A 14,475-nucleotide genomic window follows, 5' to 3' on the forward strand; every position below is an offset into this window, starting at 1 on the left:
GGCGCGCGCCCGCACCGTCGCATTCCGGCCACAGGCCGTCCGGATCGTGGCAGCATCACGCCATGCGAACTCCCCGGCGCGCCAGCGTCGCTGCCCTTGCCCTCGTGGCCCTCCTCGCCGGCGCCCTCACCGGCACCGGTGCCGGTGCCGCCAGCGCTGCCGACCCGACGGTCTTCACGGTCCGCCCGAGCGTCAACCAGGTGTACGTCGTCGACGCCACGCCCGGCGCCCAGCTGGAGCTGCTGGACGGCGCCTCGGCCGTCGTCGCGACCGGCACGGTGGACTCCGCGGGCAGCCTCGCCTGGCGCGAGCTGGACGCCGGCGCCTACACCGTCCGCACCGCCGGCGACCCCGCGTCCGCGACGCCGGTGACGGTCGCCGACTTCGACGACGCCCCGCCGCCGCAGTCGTTCTACGACGGCCAGACGCTCACCAAGGGTTTCAACTACATCACCACCCGCGACGGCACCACGCTGTCGGCGAACGTCGTGCTGCCCTCGGGCAACGGGCCGTTCCCGACGGTCGTGGAGTACTCCGGCTACGACCCGAGCAACCCGGCGAACACGACGTTCTCCCAGCTCTACACCAACCTCGGCTTCGCCTACGTCGGCGTGAACATCCGCGGCACCGGCTGCTCGGGCGGCTCGTTCCTCAACTTCGAGCCGATCCAGAGCCTCGACGGCTACGACGCCATCGAGACGATCGCGGCGCAGCCGTGGGCGGCGCACCACGAGGCCGGCATGGTCGGCATCTCCTACCCCGGCATCTCGCAGCTGTACGTCGCGCGGACCCAGCCGCCGCACCTGTCGGCGATCACGCCGCTGTCGGTCATCGACGACACCTATCGCGGCACGCTGTACCCCGGCGGCATCCTGAACACCGGCTTCGCGGTCCCGTGGGCCGCTCAGCGGCAGGCCGACGCGGCGCCGTACGGCGAGGGCTGGGAGCAGCCGCGGGTCGACAAGGGCGACACCGTGTGCGCGGACAACCAGGCGCTGCGGCTGCAGAACCCCGACCCGCTCGCGCTGATCCGGGACAACCCGTTCTACGACCAGCGGTACTACGAGCCGCTGAACCAGAGCCACTTCGCCCCGAAGATCGACGTGCCGGTCTTCCTCGCCGGCGCCTGGCAGGACGAGCAGACCGGCGGGCACTTCCCGGCGATCCTCGATGACTTCTCCTCGTCGCCGCACCTGTTCGCGACGATGACGAACGGCTCGCACACCGAGTCGCTGAGCCTCGGCGTCTTCGGTCGGTACGCCGACTTCCTCGACCTCTACGTCGGCCACCGAGTCCCGGGCAACGCCAAGTCGTTCGTCGCCCCGATCCTCGCCAACGCCCTGACCGGCGTGAACGGGCAGTCGCTGCCGCCGGGTCCGACGTACGACGGCATGAGCTACGAGCAGGCCAAGAAGTCCTACGAGAGCGCCAAGCCGATCCGGATCCTCTTCGAGGAGGGCGCCGCCCAGGGCGCGCCGTCCGGTGCGCCGCTGCCGCGCTACGAGAAGTCCTTCTCCTCCTGGCCGATCCCCTCGGCGACGCCGCGGTCGTGGTTCCTCTCACCCCACGGCGCGCTGCGGTCGGACAAGCCGGCCCACGGCCCCGGGAAGGCGAAGCCGCGCTCCTACCGCGCGGACCCGGCCGCCCTGCCGGCGACCGACTACACCGGCTCGAGCAGCGGCATCTGGAAGGCGCACCCGGCCTACGACTGGCGGCAGATCCCGGCCGGCAAGGGGCTCGGCTGGGTCAGCAAGCCGCTGCGGAGGACCGTGGTCGCGATCGGCACCGGCTCGGTCGACCTGTGGGTCCGCACCCCCGCCCGCGACACCGACCTCGAGGTGACGCTGAGCGAGGTGCGACCGAACGGCACCGAGGTCTACGTGCAGTCGGGCTGGCTGCGCACCAGCCACCGCAAGCTCGACCGGGCCGCGTCGACGCCGATCTCGCCGGTCCACACCGACCTCGAGGCGGACGCCGCTCCCCTGCCGACCGGACGCTTCACGAAGGTGCGCGTCGAGCTGTTCCCGTTCGCCCAGGCGTTCCGGGCCGGCTCGCGGCTGCGGATCACCGTCGACGCCCCCGGCGGCGCGCGGCCGCTCTGGGCCTTCGACACGATCGCCCACGGCGAGCGGGTCCGGATCGCCGCGGACCGTCGGCACCCGTCGAAGCTCGTGCTCCCGCTGGTGAAGGGCGTCGCGGTGCCGAAGAAGGCGCCCGCGTGCGCCTCGCTGCGCAGCCAGCCCTGCCGGACGTTCGCCGGGTAGCCGCGCTCAGGGTCGCGGCAGGGAGGGGTCGAGGTCGGCGTACCGGTGGAACCACGGGCGCGCCTCCTCGAGCTGGGCCGCGACCTGCAGCAGCAGGCCGTCCGTCCCGAGGGCGCCGACCAGCTGGATGCCCAGGGGCAGGCCGGCCGCGGTCCAGTGGGTCGGCACGCTGATGGCCGGGCGGCCGGTCAGGTTGGCGAGCTGGGTGTAGGGCACCCAGCCGAGGTTGTCCTGGATCAGCTGGTCGATCATCCCGGTGGCCGTGAGGATCCTGCCGCCGCGCGTGCGCGCGACGACCCGGGCGGCGCGCTGCAGGTTGCGCGGCGTGGTGAGCTCGCCGACGGCCAGCGGCGGCCGGGCCAGGGTCGGGGTGAGGAAGAGGTCGTGGGTCTCGTGGAAGCCCGCGAGCGCCCGGGTGTGGTCGTTGACGCGGGCGAGCGACTGCAGCAGCGGCAGCATCCCCGCGGCCCGGCCGAGCTCGGCGGTGGCCAGGGTGTCGGCCTCGAAGTGGCTGTCCGGCGAACCGAGGCGGCGCTTCACGTCGGCGACCTGGGCGTACAGCTGGGCGAACCAGATCGTCAGGAAGTCGCGCGCCAGCGCCTCGTCGTCGTGCGGCGGCGCGACCTCCTCGACCTCGTGACCCAGCTCGGTCAGCAGCGCGGCGGCCTGCTCCACGGCGGCGACGGCCTCGGGGTCCGGGCTGGCGTTGATCGCGGACGAACAGGAGTACCCGATGCGCAGCCGGCCCGGCCGCTCCCGGATCGCGTCGGCGAACGACGTCGTGGGGCGCGCTCCGTCGTACGGCGCCCCGGCGTCGGGCCCGATGATCGCGTCGAGCAGCGCGGCGCTGTCGCGGACGGTCCGGGACACCACGCCCTGCGTGACCATCCCGAACATCACCTCGCCGGTCTGCGGGCCGGACGGGCCGATGCCCCGGCTGGTCTTGAGACCGACCAGGCCGTTGCACGCGGCCGGGATCCGCACCGATCCCCCGCCGTCGTTGGCGCCGGCGGCCGGCACGATGCCCGCCGCGACGGCCGCGCCGGACCCGCCGGACGAGCCGCCCGGGGTGTGGCCCACGCTCCACGGGTTGCGGGCCGGGCCCCACAGGTCGGGCTCGGTGAGGCCCTTGGCGCCGAACTCCGGGGTGTTGGTCTTGCCGAAGACGACCAGGCCCGCGTCGAGGAACCGCTGCGTCACGAGCGCGTGCCGGTCGGCCACGTCGTCGCGGAGCGCCCGCGAGCCGTTGGACGTCGGGTAGCCGGCGTACTCCTGGCCGAGGTCCTTGACCAGGAACGGCACCCCCGCGAACGGCCCCGACAGCCCGGGGTCGGCGGCCTGCGCGTCCGCCACCTCGTCCAGCGGCACGACGACCGCGTTCAGCGCCGGGTTGACGGCGTCGCGGCGCTCGCGCGCCAGGGCGAGGAGCTCGGCGGCGGTCACCTCGCCACCGGCCACCAGGCCGGCCAGGGTCGTCGCGTCGGAGGTGAGGTACTCGCTCTGGTCCATGGCCGGAGCCTAGGGCTACCCTCACGCGGATGAGCCGGATCTTCCAGACGAGTGTCGCCTCGGTCTACCCCCACTACGTGGCGAAGGTGGAGCGCAAGGGCCGCAGCCAGGCCGAGCTCGACGAGGTGATCACGTGGCTGACCGGCTTCGACGCCGCCGACCTGGAGCACCACCTCGCGGCCGGGACGACCTTCGAGGAGTTCTTCGCGCAGGCGACCCTCAACCCGCACGTCCACCTGATCACCGGAGTGGTGTGCGGGATCCGGGTCGAGGAGGTGGAGGACCCGCTGATGCAGCAGATCCGGTTCCTCGACAAGCTGGTCGACGAGCTCGCCCGCGGCAAGGCGATGAGCAAGGTGCTGAGGGGCTGACGTGCGGCTCAAGCGGGGGCGACCCGACCTCGGCAGGTACGCCGACCGCTTCGACGTGCCGGCGGCGGCCCCCGCCGGGGCCGCGGGCGGTGACGCGCTGTCCGTGACGTTCCTCGGAGTCGCGACGCTGCTGCTCGACGACGGCGAGTCCGCGATCCTGACCGACGGCTTCTTCAGCCGGCCGTCGCTCCCGACGGTCGCGCTGCGCCGGCTCTCCCCCGACCTCGCCCGGATCGACGCGTCGCTCGCCCGCGCCGGGATCGAGCGGCTGGACGCGGTGCTCCCGGTGCACACGCACTACGACCACGCCCAGGACTCCGCGGTCGTCGCCGAGCGGACCGGCGCCGTGCTCGTCGGAGGCACGTCCGCGGCCAACATCGGACGCGGGCACGGCCTGCCCGAGGAGCGCCTCCGGGTCGCGGCACCCGGCGAGCCGATGACCTACGGCGCCTTCACGCTCACCCTCGTCGAGTCGCACCACTGCCCGCCCGACCGCATGCCCGGGACCATCGACGAGCCGCTCGTGCCGCCGGCCAAGGCCGCGGCGTACCGCTGCGGCGAGGCCTGGTCGATCCTCGTGGAGCACACCAGCGGGCGGACCGCGCTGCTGCAGGGCAGTGCGGGCTACCTGCCCGGCGCCCTCAGCGGGCGCCGCGCCGACGTCGCCTACCTCGGGGCCGGCCAGCTCGGGGTGCAGAGCCAGGAGTACGTCCGCACCTACTGGGCCGAGACGGTCCGCGCCGTCGGGGCGCGCCGTGTGGTCCTGACCCACTGGGACGACTTCTTCCGGCCGCTCGACCGCCCGCTGCGGGCGTTGCCGTACGCCGTCGACGACCTCGACGTCACGGTGCGCGTCCTGGCCGACCTGGCCCGGGCCGACGGCGTGAGCCTGCACTTCCCGACCGTGTGGCGCCGCGAGGATCCGTGGAGCGGGCTCGGCTGAGGGGTCTCAGACGCCCCAGAGCGCCGCGACGTGCCGCGCGTCGGTGCCGCAGCAGCCCCCCAGCACGGTGACGGCCGGCAAGGCAGGCACCAGGGCGGCGTACGCCGCGGTGAGCTCGCCGAGGTCGCCGTCGTCGAGCTCCTCGGCCTCGTCCAGCTCGGCGTGGGTGAGCGTGGAGGCGTTGGGGCGGAGGCCGAGGATGCGGCTCGTCCACGCCCCGCCGTCGAGCCCGGGCGCGACGTGCGTCGGGTGGGCGCAGTTGACCAGGAAGTAGTCCGGCGCGGCCACCTCGTCGACCCCCTCGACCGCCGCCACCAGCGGGGTCCCGTCGGGCAGCCGGCCGTCGGTCTCGACGGTGAACGAGATCGCCACGGGCAGCCCCGCCTCCCGGGCCGCCCGGACGATGCCGACGGCCTCCTCCGGGCCGGTGAGCGTGTACGCCGTCACGAGGTCGGCCCCGGCGTCGGCGAACGCCCGGACCTGCGGCGCGTGGTAGGCCTGCGCCTCGTCCGGGTCGGCCCGCTCCCCCGCGCGGTAGCCGTCGCCGCGCGGCCCGATCGTGCCCCCGAGCAGCACGTCGGACAGGTCGTCGTGACGGCCGCGGATGCCTCGCATCAGCTCGACGGACGCCCGGTTGACCCGGTCGAGCGCCGCGGCGTCGTACCCGACCCGGGCGCCCCAGTCCGGGTTCGCCCGCCAGGTCGGCGTCTCGAGCAGCAGGCCGACACCGGCCCGCCGGGCGACGTCGGCGTACCCGTCGAAGTACGCCGTCAGCAGCTCCCGGCCGCGCGCGTCGTCGACGAGGGGGAACGCGGCGAACTCGGGCAGGTCGACGCCGTGGTGGAAGATCAGGTCGGTCTCGAGGCCGCCGTCGGTGGCGAACCGGGTCCCCGAGAGCTGCGGCAGCGTGGAGTCCATGCTCCAGAGTGGTCCCCTCCGGCCCCGGCCGCAACGATGAGTCGGCGTGATGGTCGCAGGTCGGGGCTGGCCGGGCCGGCGGGCCGGCCGAGCCGGGTGGGGCCGGGTACGCCGGACGTCATGCGGACGGTGGAGGCCCCTGCTCCGTCCGTACGACGTCCCGAGCTGCAGGACGTCCGACGATCTGGTCGCCCTGGCGACCACATCGCATGACGTCCCGATCAGGATCCGAGGCCGACGTCCAGCATCGGGACGTCCCGGCAGGCGTCGGGCACCAGGTCATCGAGCCCCGGGAACGACCGGGTCCGCGAGGTGCCGCCCTCCACCTGATCGCCCAGGTGCACCGTGTGACCCTCGGACGTGATGGCCACCTGCCGCCCGCTGCCCGTCACCGATGTCCCCTCCGGCCAGACGATCACGGACCCCTTCCCGTACGGCCCGACGAAACCGACACACCGGCCGCCCACCAGACCGAGCTCACCCATGACGCCGACACCCGCCGTTGGGCCTTCCTCGGAGCCCCAGCCCCGCGTGCGCCCGTCGACGAGCACGGTCACTCCCCCCGCGTCCACGGCACGGGGCGGGATGTCGATGACGTAGGGCTTGATCCACCGGACGTAGACGACCGCACCGGCTGCCACGAGCGCGACCAGTACTACCAGCACGACCAGCGTCGCCCGGCGCTTCGGTGCCCCGTCCTCGACCTCGACCTCAGGACCCATCGACCAGCTCGCGGTCCCCGAGCGGCGCGTCGAGCCGGGCGTCGACGGTGTAGAGCACCCCGACGTCGCTGCACGAGCCGGCAGCGACCGACTCGGTCACCGTGATCACGACGCGCTCGGGCGACTCGTCGACGTCGACGGACGCGTGGTCGCGGCACTCGCTGCCGACGTACGACACCCGGACGACGTTGCCGTCGAGCACGACCGGGTCCGACCAGCGCACCTGCTCGTCCTCACCGGCGCAGTGGACGAGGAGGACACCGGCCAGCACCAGGCCGGCGGTCGCCCCGACCACGACCAGGACCCACGCGGCCGCAGCCATCCCGAAGCGGTCGGTCCCCGTCATGGGGCCACTCTGGGCCAGCGACCGGCCACGCGGCCGGCGGGAGCACGGACCGTCGCCGAGTCGTGACCGGCGTACGTCGGTGCCGCGACCGCGCCGAGACCGGCGCGAGATCAGGCCGTGATCGCCGCGGTGTCGTCCGGGGACGTGCCGAGCAACCGGTCGCGCAGGGCGACCAGGTCGGAGACGGCGTCGAGGAAGCGGACGGTGCTGTCGCCCACCTGGAGGTCGTCGAAGTAGTGGTGCCGCATCGCGACCCGGGCCAGGTGGTGCTCGTCCTGCTCGAGCCGGTCGCTGACCAGCGCGGTCAGGTCACCCACGGAGTCGGCGTCGACGACGTCGGCGCAGCGGCTCACCGGGACCTCGGCGCGCAGCCGCTCGGCGTCGCGGTGCCGGTCGGTGAGGAAGATCGGCTTCTCGGTGCGGAGGTAGAGCCAGTCCAGGCCCACCGACGACACGTCGGTCACCATCGCGTCGCAGTCCGGGATCACGGCGAGGATGTCGCCGGTCGTGATCGAGACGTGGCCGGCGGCCGGGTCGCGGCGGGCCGCCTCGGTGACGAGGGCGAGGACGTTGCGGTGCGCCCGGCGCACGTCGGCGACGGGGCTCGTCTCGATCTTGGGGTGCGGCTTGTAGACGAGCCGCACGTCCGGCACCGCCAGCAGCGCCCGCACGATCTGCGTGCCGAGGGTGTCGAGGGAGGTGTAGTCGTTGTAGTCCGCGTCGCCCTCCCAGGTGGGCGCGTAGAGCACGGTACGACGCCGGCTGCTCACCAGCAGCGACGACGGTCGCAGGTCGAGCTGCGGCCGTCCCGTCCGCACCAGGCGGCGGGTGTCGAACTCCAGCAGCCCGGCCTCGTGCCGCAGCACCGCGGCCTCCCCGGCCACGAACACACGGTCGTAGGCCTTGGCGTTGTTGCTCGCCATGCTCTGCTTGTCGCTCTCCCCGTGGTTGATGTGCACGTGCAGCATCCGACCGTTGATGAGCGACTGGAAGTTCAGCATCGAGTTGTTGCAGTACAGGACCACCCGGGCGTCGAGGTCGTCGTACAGCGCCGTCAGCTCGGGGAAGGTCGGCGCGCACAGCACCGGCAGCCGGGTGCGCCCGCGCAGCAGGGTCGCGGACTCCTCGTCACGCACGACGATGCCCACGGCGTGCTCGTCGTGCAGCCGCTCGAGGACGGCCAGCCACTGGACCAGCTGGTAGGTCCGGGACGGGTCGTCCGCGAAGTAGGCGATGACGGAGACCTCGGGCACTCAGCAAGCCTAGTCGGGCCACGTGAACAGCGGGAGAACGGCCCGTCGCCTCAGTCGAAGCTCGCCCGGATCAGGTCGCCGCCCCGCCCGGCGAGGTCGTCGACGGTCAGGTGGTAGCGCTCCTCGAGCACCACGTCCGCGTCGGCGTGCGCCTCGGCGTGCGCGTCCTGGAGCGCCGTCATCAGCGCCAGCGGCTCCTCGGGTCCGTACCGCTCGGCGAGCCACAGCAGCGAGGCCCAGGCGATGCCGTAGTTGGTGCCCATGTCGCGCCGGAACGCGACGTTGTCCGGCATCGCGTCGATCCCCCGCTCCGCCGCCTGCCGGGCGCCGTCGGCGAGGTAGGTGTCGGGCTCGGGGAGCCACGCGTAGTAGTCCGCGATCCCCTCGGTCACCCACGCCGGCACCCGGTCGAGGGCGTGCAGCGCCACGTGGGTGAACTCGTGGCGGATCACGATCCGCTGGTTGGTGGACGACTCGGTCAGCATCGACGGGGACAGCAGTGCGCGGGAGGCGAAGGCCTCGCCCTCCTCGTTGCGCACGTCGACCGCGATGCCGCCGAGCTGGGCCACCTCGGCGAGGTCGATGCCCTCGGTCCGGAACGCCCCCGGGTCGGAGAACGCGATGAGCAGCATCGCGTCCGTGTGGTCGGGCAGCACCTGCTGCAGCGGCTCCAGCGCCGCCTCGGCCGCCGTCAGCAGCTCGGGCGCATGGGAGGCCGAGCCGTCGTCGGTCACGACCCCGAAGTGGCCGCGGAAGGCGACGTGCACCCCCGGCAGGTCCCACGGCGCCTGCGAGACCTCGTCCCGGGAGACGACGTCGGCCACCACCCGCCAGCGCCCGCCGAGGCGGCGGAACTCCATGCGGTGCTCGGTCGAGACGGGCTGCTCGTCGAAGCGCCCGAGCTGCACCAGCTCGTCCACCTCGGCGACGAACCGGTCGGCGTCGCGGACCGAGACGTCGGGCATGCCCACGTCGTACGAGAACGAGGCCAGCGGCAGCGAGCGGTACCGCTCGAACCACGCGACCTGCGCCGCACGGTGCGGTGCGCCGACCCCGGCGAGGAACCCGCGCCGGTCGTGGGCCAGCGTCGCCCTGGCCCGGTCGACCAGCAGCGCCTCGACGGCGGCCCGGCGCGGGTCGCTCGGCGCCGGGTCCGTGGAGGCGGACGGCGAGCCCGGAGCGGTGGCGGCCGGGGCCGCCGAGGACGACGTACGCCGTCCCGCGTCGTCGCAGCCGGTCGCCACGAGCGCGACCAGGACGGTGAGTCCGGTCGCCACGAGGCGGACGGCAGGTCGGTGCACGGCTCCCCCGGTGACGTCGCCGTCAGGCGGTCGGCGCCTCCTTGCGCTCCCCCTCGTCGGTGACGAAGCTGTGCCGCTGGCCGTAGACGAAGTAGATGACGAAGCCGATCGCCATCCACACGAGGAACCGCAGCCAGGTCTCGAGGCTGAGGTTGACCATCAGGTAGACGCAGACCAGTGCGGCGACGATCGGCAGCACCGGGCTGAACGGCACCTTGAAGGCCCGCTCGAGGTCGGGGCGGGTCCTGCGCAGGATCGGCACGGCGATCGAGACGAGAGCGAACGCCGACAGCGTCCCGATGTTCACCATCTCCTCGAGCTTGTCGATCGGGGTGAACGCCGCGACGGCGGCGACCAGGCCGCCGATGGTGAGGGTGATCCGGACCGGGGTGCCCGTGCGGGCGCTGGTCTTGCCGAAGGCGTGCGGCAGCAGGCCGTCGCGGCTCATCGAGAACAGCACACGGACGGCGCCGATGAGCAGCGTCATGACGACGGTGGTGAGACCGGCGACGGCACCCGCGGCGATCAGCGTGGCGAAGCCGTCGTGGCCGACGGACTGGAACGCCGAGGCCAGCGCGGCCTCGGTGTCGATCTTGTCGTAGCGGACCATGCCGGTGATCACCAGCGCGACCGCCATGTACAGGATCGTGCAGATCACCAGCGAGAAGATGATGCCGCGGGGCAGGTCCTTCTGCGGGTTCTTGGCCTCCTCCGCGGTCGTGGCGACCACGTCGAAGCCGATGTAGGCGAAGAACACGATCGAGGCGCCGGAGATGATACCGAGCACGCCGTACGTCGACGGCTCGAGGCCGAAGGCCCACTGGATGAGCGGCTGGGTCAGCCCGCCCGCGGTGGGGGTGTCGGCGGCCGGCGGGATGAACGGCGAGTAGTTGCCGCCCTTGATGAAGAACAGCCCGGCCACGATCACGAACAGCACGATGAAGAGCTTCACGCCGACCAGCACCAGGTTGACGCGCATCGACTCCTTGATGCCGACGGCGATCAGCGCCGTCAGCACCAGGACGAGCAGCAGCGCGGCGAGGTTCACGTGGCCCCAGGAGAACGTCGCGGGGTCGGCCGGGCCGACCGAGTCGGGCCAGCCGAGCCCGATCTCCTCGAGGAAGGTCACGAAGTAGGTGCTCCAGCCCTGGGCGACCACGGAGGCGCCGAGCATCAGCTCCAGGATGAGGTCCCAGCCGATGATCCAGGCGACGAGCTCGCCCATGGTGGCGTAGGAGAACGTGTACGCCGACCCGGAGACCGGCACGGTCGAGGCGAACTCCGCGTAGCAGAGCGCCGCGAGGCCGCAGCACGCCGCGGCGATCGCGAAGGAGAACACGACGCCCGGCCCGGCGAACTGGGAGGCGGCGGTGCCGGTCAGCGTGAAGATGCCGGCACCGATGATCACCCCGATGCCGAAGACGGTCAGGTCGAGGGCCGACAGGGACTTCTTGAGCTTGAAGTCCGGGTCCTCGGTGTCTTCCATGGACTGTTCGACGGACTTGGTGCGCAGCACGTTCATGCCGCAGAACGTAACCCCTCGCGACGCTCAGCCGGTGGAGGTGGGCGAGGGACTCTCCGGGGACGGGGACGCGGACCCGGACGCCTTGCCGGACGGGCTCCCGGAGGGTGACCCCGACGGGCTCCCGGACGGCGACGCCGACGGTGACGAGGAGGGCGTCGGCGACGGCGTGGACTCGGGCGGCAGCAGCGAGTCGGGGTCGTACGTCGCGACGATCAGCCGGCCGGCGCGCTTCGCCAGCGACTCCGGCGTCAGGCCGAGCTGCTGCTGCAGCACCTCGTCGGGGTCGGCGCCCTTCGCGGCCATCGCGTCCAGCAGCGACCACAGGGCCGGGCTGCCGAACGCCGAGGCGACGTACTCGCACGCCCACCAGGAGACCGCGTAGTGCTGGCGCGCGTCCGGGCCGTTGAAGGTGTCGTCGCCGGGCAGGCCGTCGAGGCCGGCCTTGGCGGCCGCGAGACCCTCGGGGCTGATCGCGCGGTCCTGCGGCGCGAGCGGGCGGACGGAGACGTACTCCGCCAGCCCCTCGCTGAGCCAGACCGGTGCCCCGTCGTCGTGCGCGCCCACGGCGACGTGGGTGACCTCGTGGCGCACGAGCCGCTCCTGCTCGCGGCCGGAGCGCCCCAGCATCGACGGGTTCAGCACGAAGCGCGTCGCCGCCAGCCGACGGCTCCCCGGCGCGACCGGCACGGGGAAGGCCACGCCGTCGAGGGTCTCCGGGTCACCGGTGGGCAGGTCGTCGATCGAGCTCAGGAAGTCGTTGGTCGAGAGGGCGTAGACGACCACCGCCCGGGTCCAGGGGTAGGGCACGAAGGCGGACACGCCCGCGATGGCGTCGACCACCGAGCCGACGACGGTGCCGGCGTGCTGCACGCTCCCGGCGTCGAAGATGCCGAGGACGCCCGGCCCGGTGCGGACCTCGATCGGGCCGGAGTCCCACGGCTGCGGCTCGACGTGGTTGCGCTTCTCCCAGGCGGCGTCGGTCGTCGACGCCAGCACCATCCGGGACGAGCCGGGCCGCGCCGGTCGGAAGAGGTAGCGGTCCGGAGTCGTCACGGGCCGGTCGTCGAAACCATCCAGCTGCATCCGCACCCGGACCACCGCCCAGTAGGCGTCGCCGTCGCGCACCAGGCTCGCCGGGTCGAGGGTGTAGTCGAAGGTCGAGAGCGGGAGCTGGGTGAGGTTGGCGAAGTAGGTGTGCTGCCGCTGCGCGAAGCGGCGGCCCGGCGCCAGGCCCTTGTCGTACGTCGTGGGGTCGGCCTCCCGGACCGCGGTCGCGCGGCGGTCCAGGGCCTTGGTGATCGCGCGGGCGACGTCCGCGGCGACGGGCGCGCGGGGCGCCGGCGGCTCGTCCGAGCCGTCGTCCGAGCACGCGACCAGGCAGCTCGCCGCGAGGGCGAGCGCGAGGAACCGGCTAGCCGAGCCGGTCGGCATCGACCGTGGCCCGGCCCTCGGCGAGCGCGCTCATGTCCTCGACGATCCCGAGGGCGAGCGCCTGCGGGGTGAGCCCGATCCGCTCCAGGATCGCGTTGCGCTTCGCGTGGTCGAGGAACTCCTGCGGGATGCCGTGCAGGCGGAAGGGCGTGCGCACGCCGGCGTCGTTGAGGGTCTGGAGCAGCCTCGAGCCGACGCCGCCCACCCGGCCGCTGTCCTCGATGCTGACGACCAGCCGGTGCTCGCGGGCCAGGTCGACGATCGCGGGGTCGACCGGCATGACCCAGCGGGGGTCGATGACGGTGACGCCGATGCCCTGGGCGACGAGCCGCTCCCCCACCTCGACGGCGGTGCCGGCCATCGAGCCGATGCCGACGACGAGCACGTCCCGGGGGCCGTTGCGCAGGAGCACGTCGGTGCCGCCGGCCTTGCCGACCGCCGGGATGTCCTCGGGCGGCGGGCCCTTGGGGTAGCGCAGCACGGTCGGGGCGTCGTCGACGTCGACGGCCTCGTCGAGCAACTCGCGCAGCCGGGTCGCGTCGCGCGGGGCCGCCAGCCGCAGGCCCGGCACCACCTGGAGGATCGACATGTCCCACATGCCGTTGTGGCTGGCGCCGTCGTCCCCGGTGACGCCGGAGCGGTCCAGCGCGAAGGTGACGCCGCACTTGTGCAGGGCGACGTCCATCAGCACCTGGTCGAAGGCGCGGTTGAGGAACGTGCCGTACAGCGCGACGACCGGGTGCAGCCCGCCGAGCGCGAGGCCTGCGGCGGACGTGGCCGCATGCTGCTCGGCGATGCCGACGTCGAAGGTGCGCTCGGGGAAGCGGGCCTGGAAGGCGTCGAGCCCGACCGGGTGCATCATCGCGGCGGTGATGCCGACGACGTCCGGGCGGCGCTCGCCGACCTCGACGATGGCGTCGGAGAAGTAGTCGGTCCAGATCCGGCCCTTGGGCTTCTCGGCGCCGGTCTGCACGTCGAAGGGGCCGGGCGCGTGGAACTGGTCGGCCTCGTGCCGCTCGGCCGGGTCGTAGCCGTAGCCCTTGCGGGTGATCGCGTGCACGATCACGGGGCCGTTGAACTTCTTGGCCTGGCTCAGCGCCTGCTCCATCGCGGCGCGGTCGTGCCCGTCGACGGGACCGACGTACTTCAGGCCGAGGTCCTCGAAGAGGCCCTGGGGCGCGAGGGCGTCCTTGACGCCCTTCTTCATCGCGTGGAGGGCGTCGTACGCCGCCGGGCCGACGCCCGGCACCGCGTTGAGCCGGCGCTTGACGAGGTCGAGGACGTTCTCGTAGCGCGGGCTCGTGCGCAGCGCGGTCAGCGCGGTCGCGAGGCCGCCGATCGTCGGCGTGTAGGAGCGGCCGTTGTCGTTGACGACGATGACCAGGCGGCTCTTCTTCGCGATCGCGATGTTGTTCAGGGCCTCCCACGCCATGCCGCCCGTGAGGGCGCCGTCGCCGATGACCGCGACGACGTGGCGGTTCTCGCCGCGGATCGTGTAGGCCTTCGCGAGGCCGTCGGCGTAGCTGAGCGCCGTGGAGGCGTGGGAGTTCTCGACGATGTCGTGGTCCGACTCGGCCTGGCTGGGGTAGCCGCTCATGCCGCCCTCGCGGCGCAGCGTGCCGAAGTCGCCGGCGCGGCCGGTGACGAGCTTGTGCACGTAGGACTGGTGGCCGGTGTCGAAGACGATGCGGTCGGTCGGCGAGTCGAAGACGCGGTGGATCGCGAGCGTCAGCTCCACGACGCCGAGGTTCGGACCGAGGTGACCGGTGTTCGTCGCGACCGTGCGGATCATCAGGTCGCGGATCTCGGCCGCCAGGGCCTCCAGCTGGGCGTCACCGAGGTCGCGCAGGGCGCGCGGCGAGGTGATCGAGTCGAGAGTTCCCATAGCGGCC

At 73.1% G+C, this 14,475-nt stretch carries 12 protein-coding genes; 3 read left to right on the plus strand and 9 right to left on the minus strand.

What is annotated here, in order from left to right; genetic code table 11:
• The first annotated feature begins 62 nt into the window (after positions 1-62).
• Positions 63-2,264, plus strand: a complete 2,202-nt coding sequence (locus H5V45_RS02455; protein WP_185251472.1) for a CocE/NonD family hydrolase — start codon at positions 63-65, stop codon at positions 2,262-2,264.
• Positions 2,265-2,270: 6 nt separating this feature from the next.
• Here the strand turns inward: H5V45_RS02455 and H5V45_RS02460 are convergent, their stop codons facing one another.
• Positions 2,271-3,773 carry an amidase gene (locus H5V45_RS02460; protein ID WP_185251473.1) on the minus strand — a complete coding sequence of 501 codons (1,503 nt, stop codon included), beginning with the start codon at positions 3,771-3,773 and terminating at the stop codon, positions 2,271-2,273.
• Between the two features lie 29 nt (positions 3,774-3,802).
• On the opposite strand from H5V45_RS02460, the gene H5V45_RS02465 reads away from it, so the two are divergent.
• Positions 3,803-4,144: a DUF2200 domain-containing protein gene (locus H5V45_RS02465; protein ID WP_185251474.1), complete on the plus strand. Its 342-nt coding sequence runs from the start codon at positions 3,803-3,805 to the stop codon at positions 4,142-4,144.
• A 1-nt stretch (position 4,145) separates the two neighbouring features.
• Positions 4,146-5,087, plus strand: a complete 942-nt coding sequence (locus H5V45_RS02470; protein ID WP_185251475.1) for an MBL fold metallo-hydrolase — start codon at positions 4,146-4,148, stop codon at positions 5,085-5,087.
• 6 nt (positions 5,088-5,093) lie between these two features.
• Here the strand turns inward: H5V45_RS02470 and H5V45_RS02475 are convergent, their stop codons facing one another.
• From H5V45_RS02475 to dxs, 8 genes are all read right to left on the minus strand, one after another.
• A complete protein-coding gene (locus H5V45_RS02475; RefSeq protein ID WP_185251476.1) occupies positions 5,094-6,005 on the minus strand; it encodes a homocysteine S-methyltransferase family protein in 912 nt (303 codons plus the stop codon).
• A gap of 221 nt (positions 6,006-6,226) precedes the next feature.
• The gene (locus H5V45_RS02480) at positions 6,227-6,727 is read right to left on the minus strand and encodes a hypothetical protein (protein ID WP_185251477.1); all 501 of its coding nucleotides are present in this window, start codon (positions 6,725-6,727) and stop codon (positions 6,227-6,229) included.
• Positions 6,717-7,073: a hypothetical protein gene (locus H5V45_RS02485; RefSeq protein ID WP_185251478.1), complete on the minus strand. Its 357-nt coding sequence runs from the start codon at positions 7,071-7,073 to the stop codon at positions 6,717-6,719. The genes H5V45_RS02480 and H5V45_RS02485 overlap by 11 nt, the downstream gene beginning before the upstream one ends.
• 110 nt (positions 7,074-7,183) lie before the next feature.
• Positions 7,184-8,326, minus strand: coding sequence for a CDP-glycerol glycerophosphotransferase family protein (locus H5V45_RS02490; RefSeq protein WP_185251479.1), 1,143 nt, complete (start codon positions 8,324-8,326; stop codon positions 7,184-7,186).
• Positions 8,327-8,376: 50 nt separating this feature from the next.
• Complete coding sequence (locus tag H5V45_RS02495) at positions 8,377-9,603, minus strand: hypothetical protein (protein ID WP_185251480.1); 1,227 nt, start codon at positions 9,601-9,603, stop codon at positions 8,377-8,379.
• A gap of 46 nt (positions 9,604-9,649) precedes the next feature.
• Entirely contained in the window at positions 9,650-11,149 is a 1,500-nt protein-coding gene (locus H5V45_RS02500; protein WP_185251481.1) for an APC family permease, read from the minus strand.
• A 27-nt stretch (positions 11,150-11,176) separates the two neighbouring features.
• Entirely contained in the window at positions 11,177-12,583 is a 1,407-nt protein-coding gene (locus H5V45_RS02505; protein WP_185251482.1) for a hypothetical protein, read from the minus strand.
• The gene (gene dxs / locus H5V45_RS02510) at positions 12,564-14,468 is read right to left on the minus strand and encodes a 1-deoxy-D-xylulose-5-phosphate synthase (RefSeq protein ID WP_185251483.1); all 1,905 of its coding nucleotides are present in this window, start codon (positions 14,466-14,468) and stop codon (positions 12,564-12,566) included. Before dxs ends, H5V45_RS02505 begins: the two co-directional genes overlap by 20 nt.
• Positions 14,469-14,475 lie beyond the last annotated feature (7 nt).

This window comes from Nocardioides luti (assembly GCF_014212315.1).
Classification (GTDB): domain Bacteria; phylum Actinomycetota; class Actinomycetes; order Propionibacteriales; family Nocardioidaceae; genus Nocardioides; species Nocardioides luti.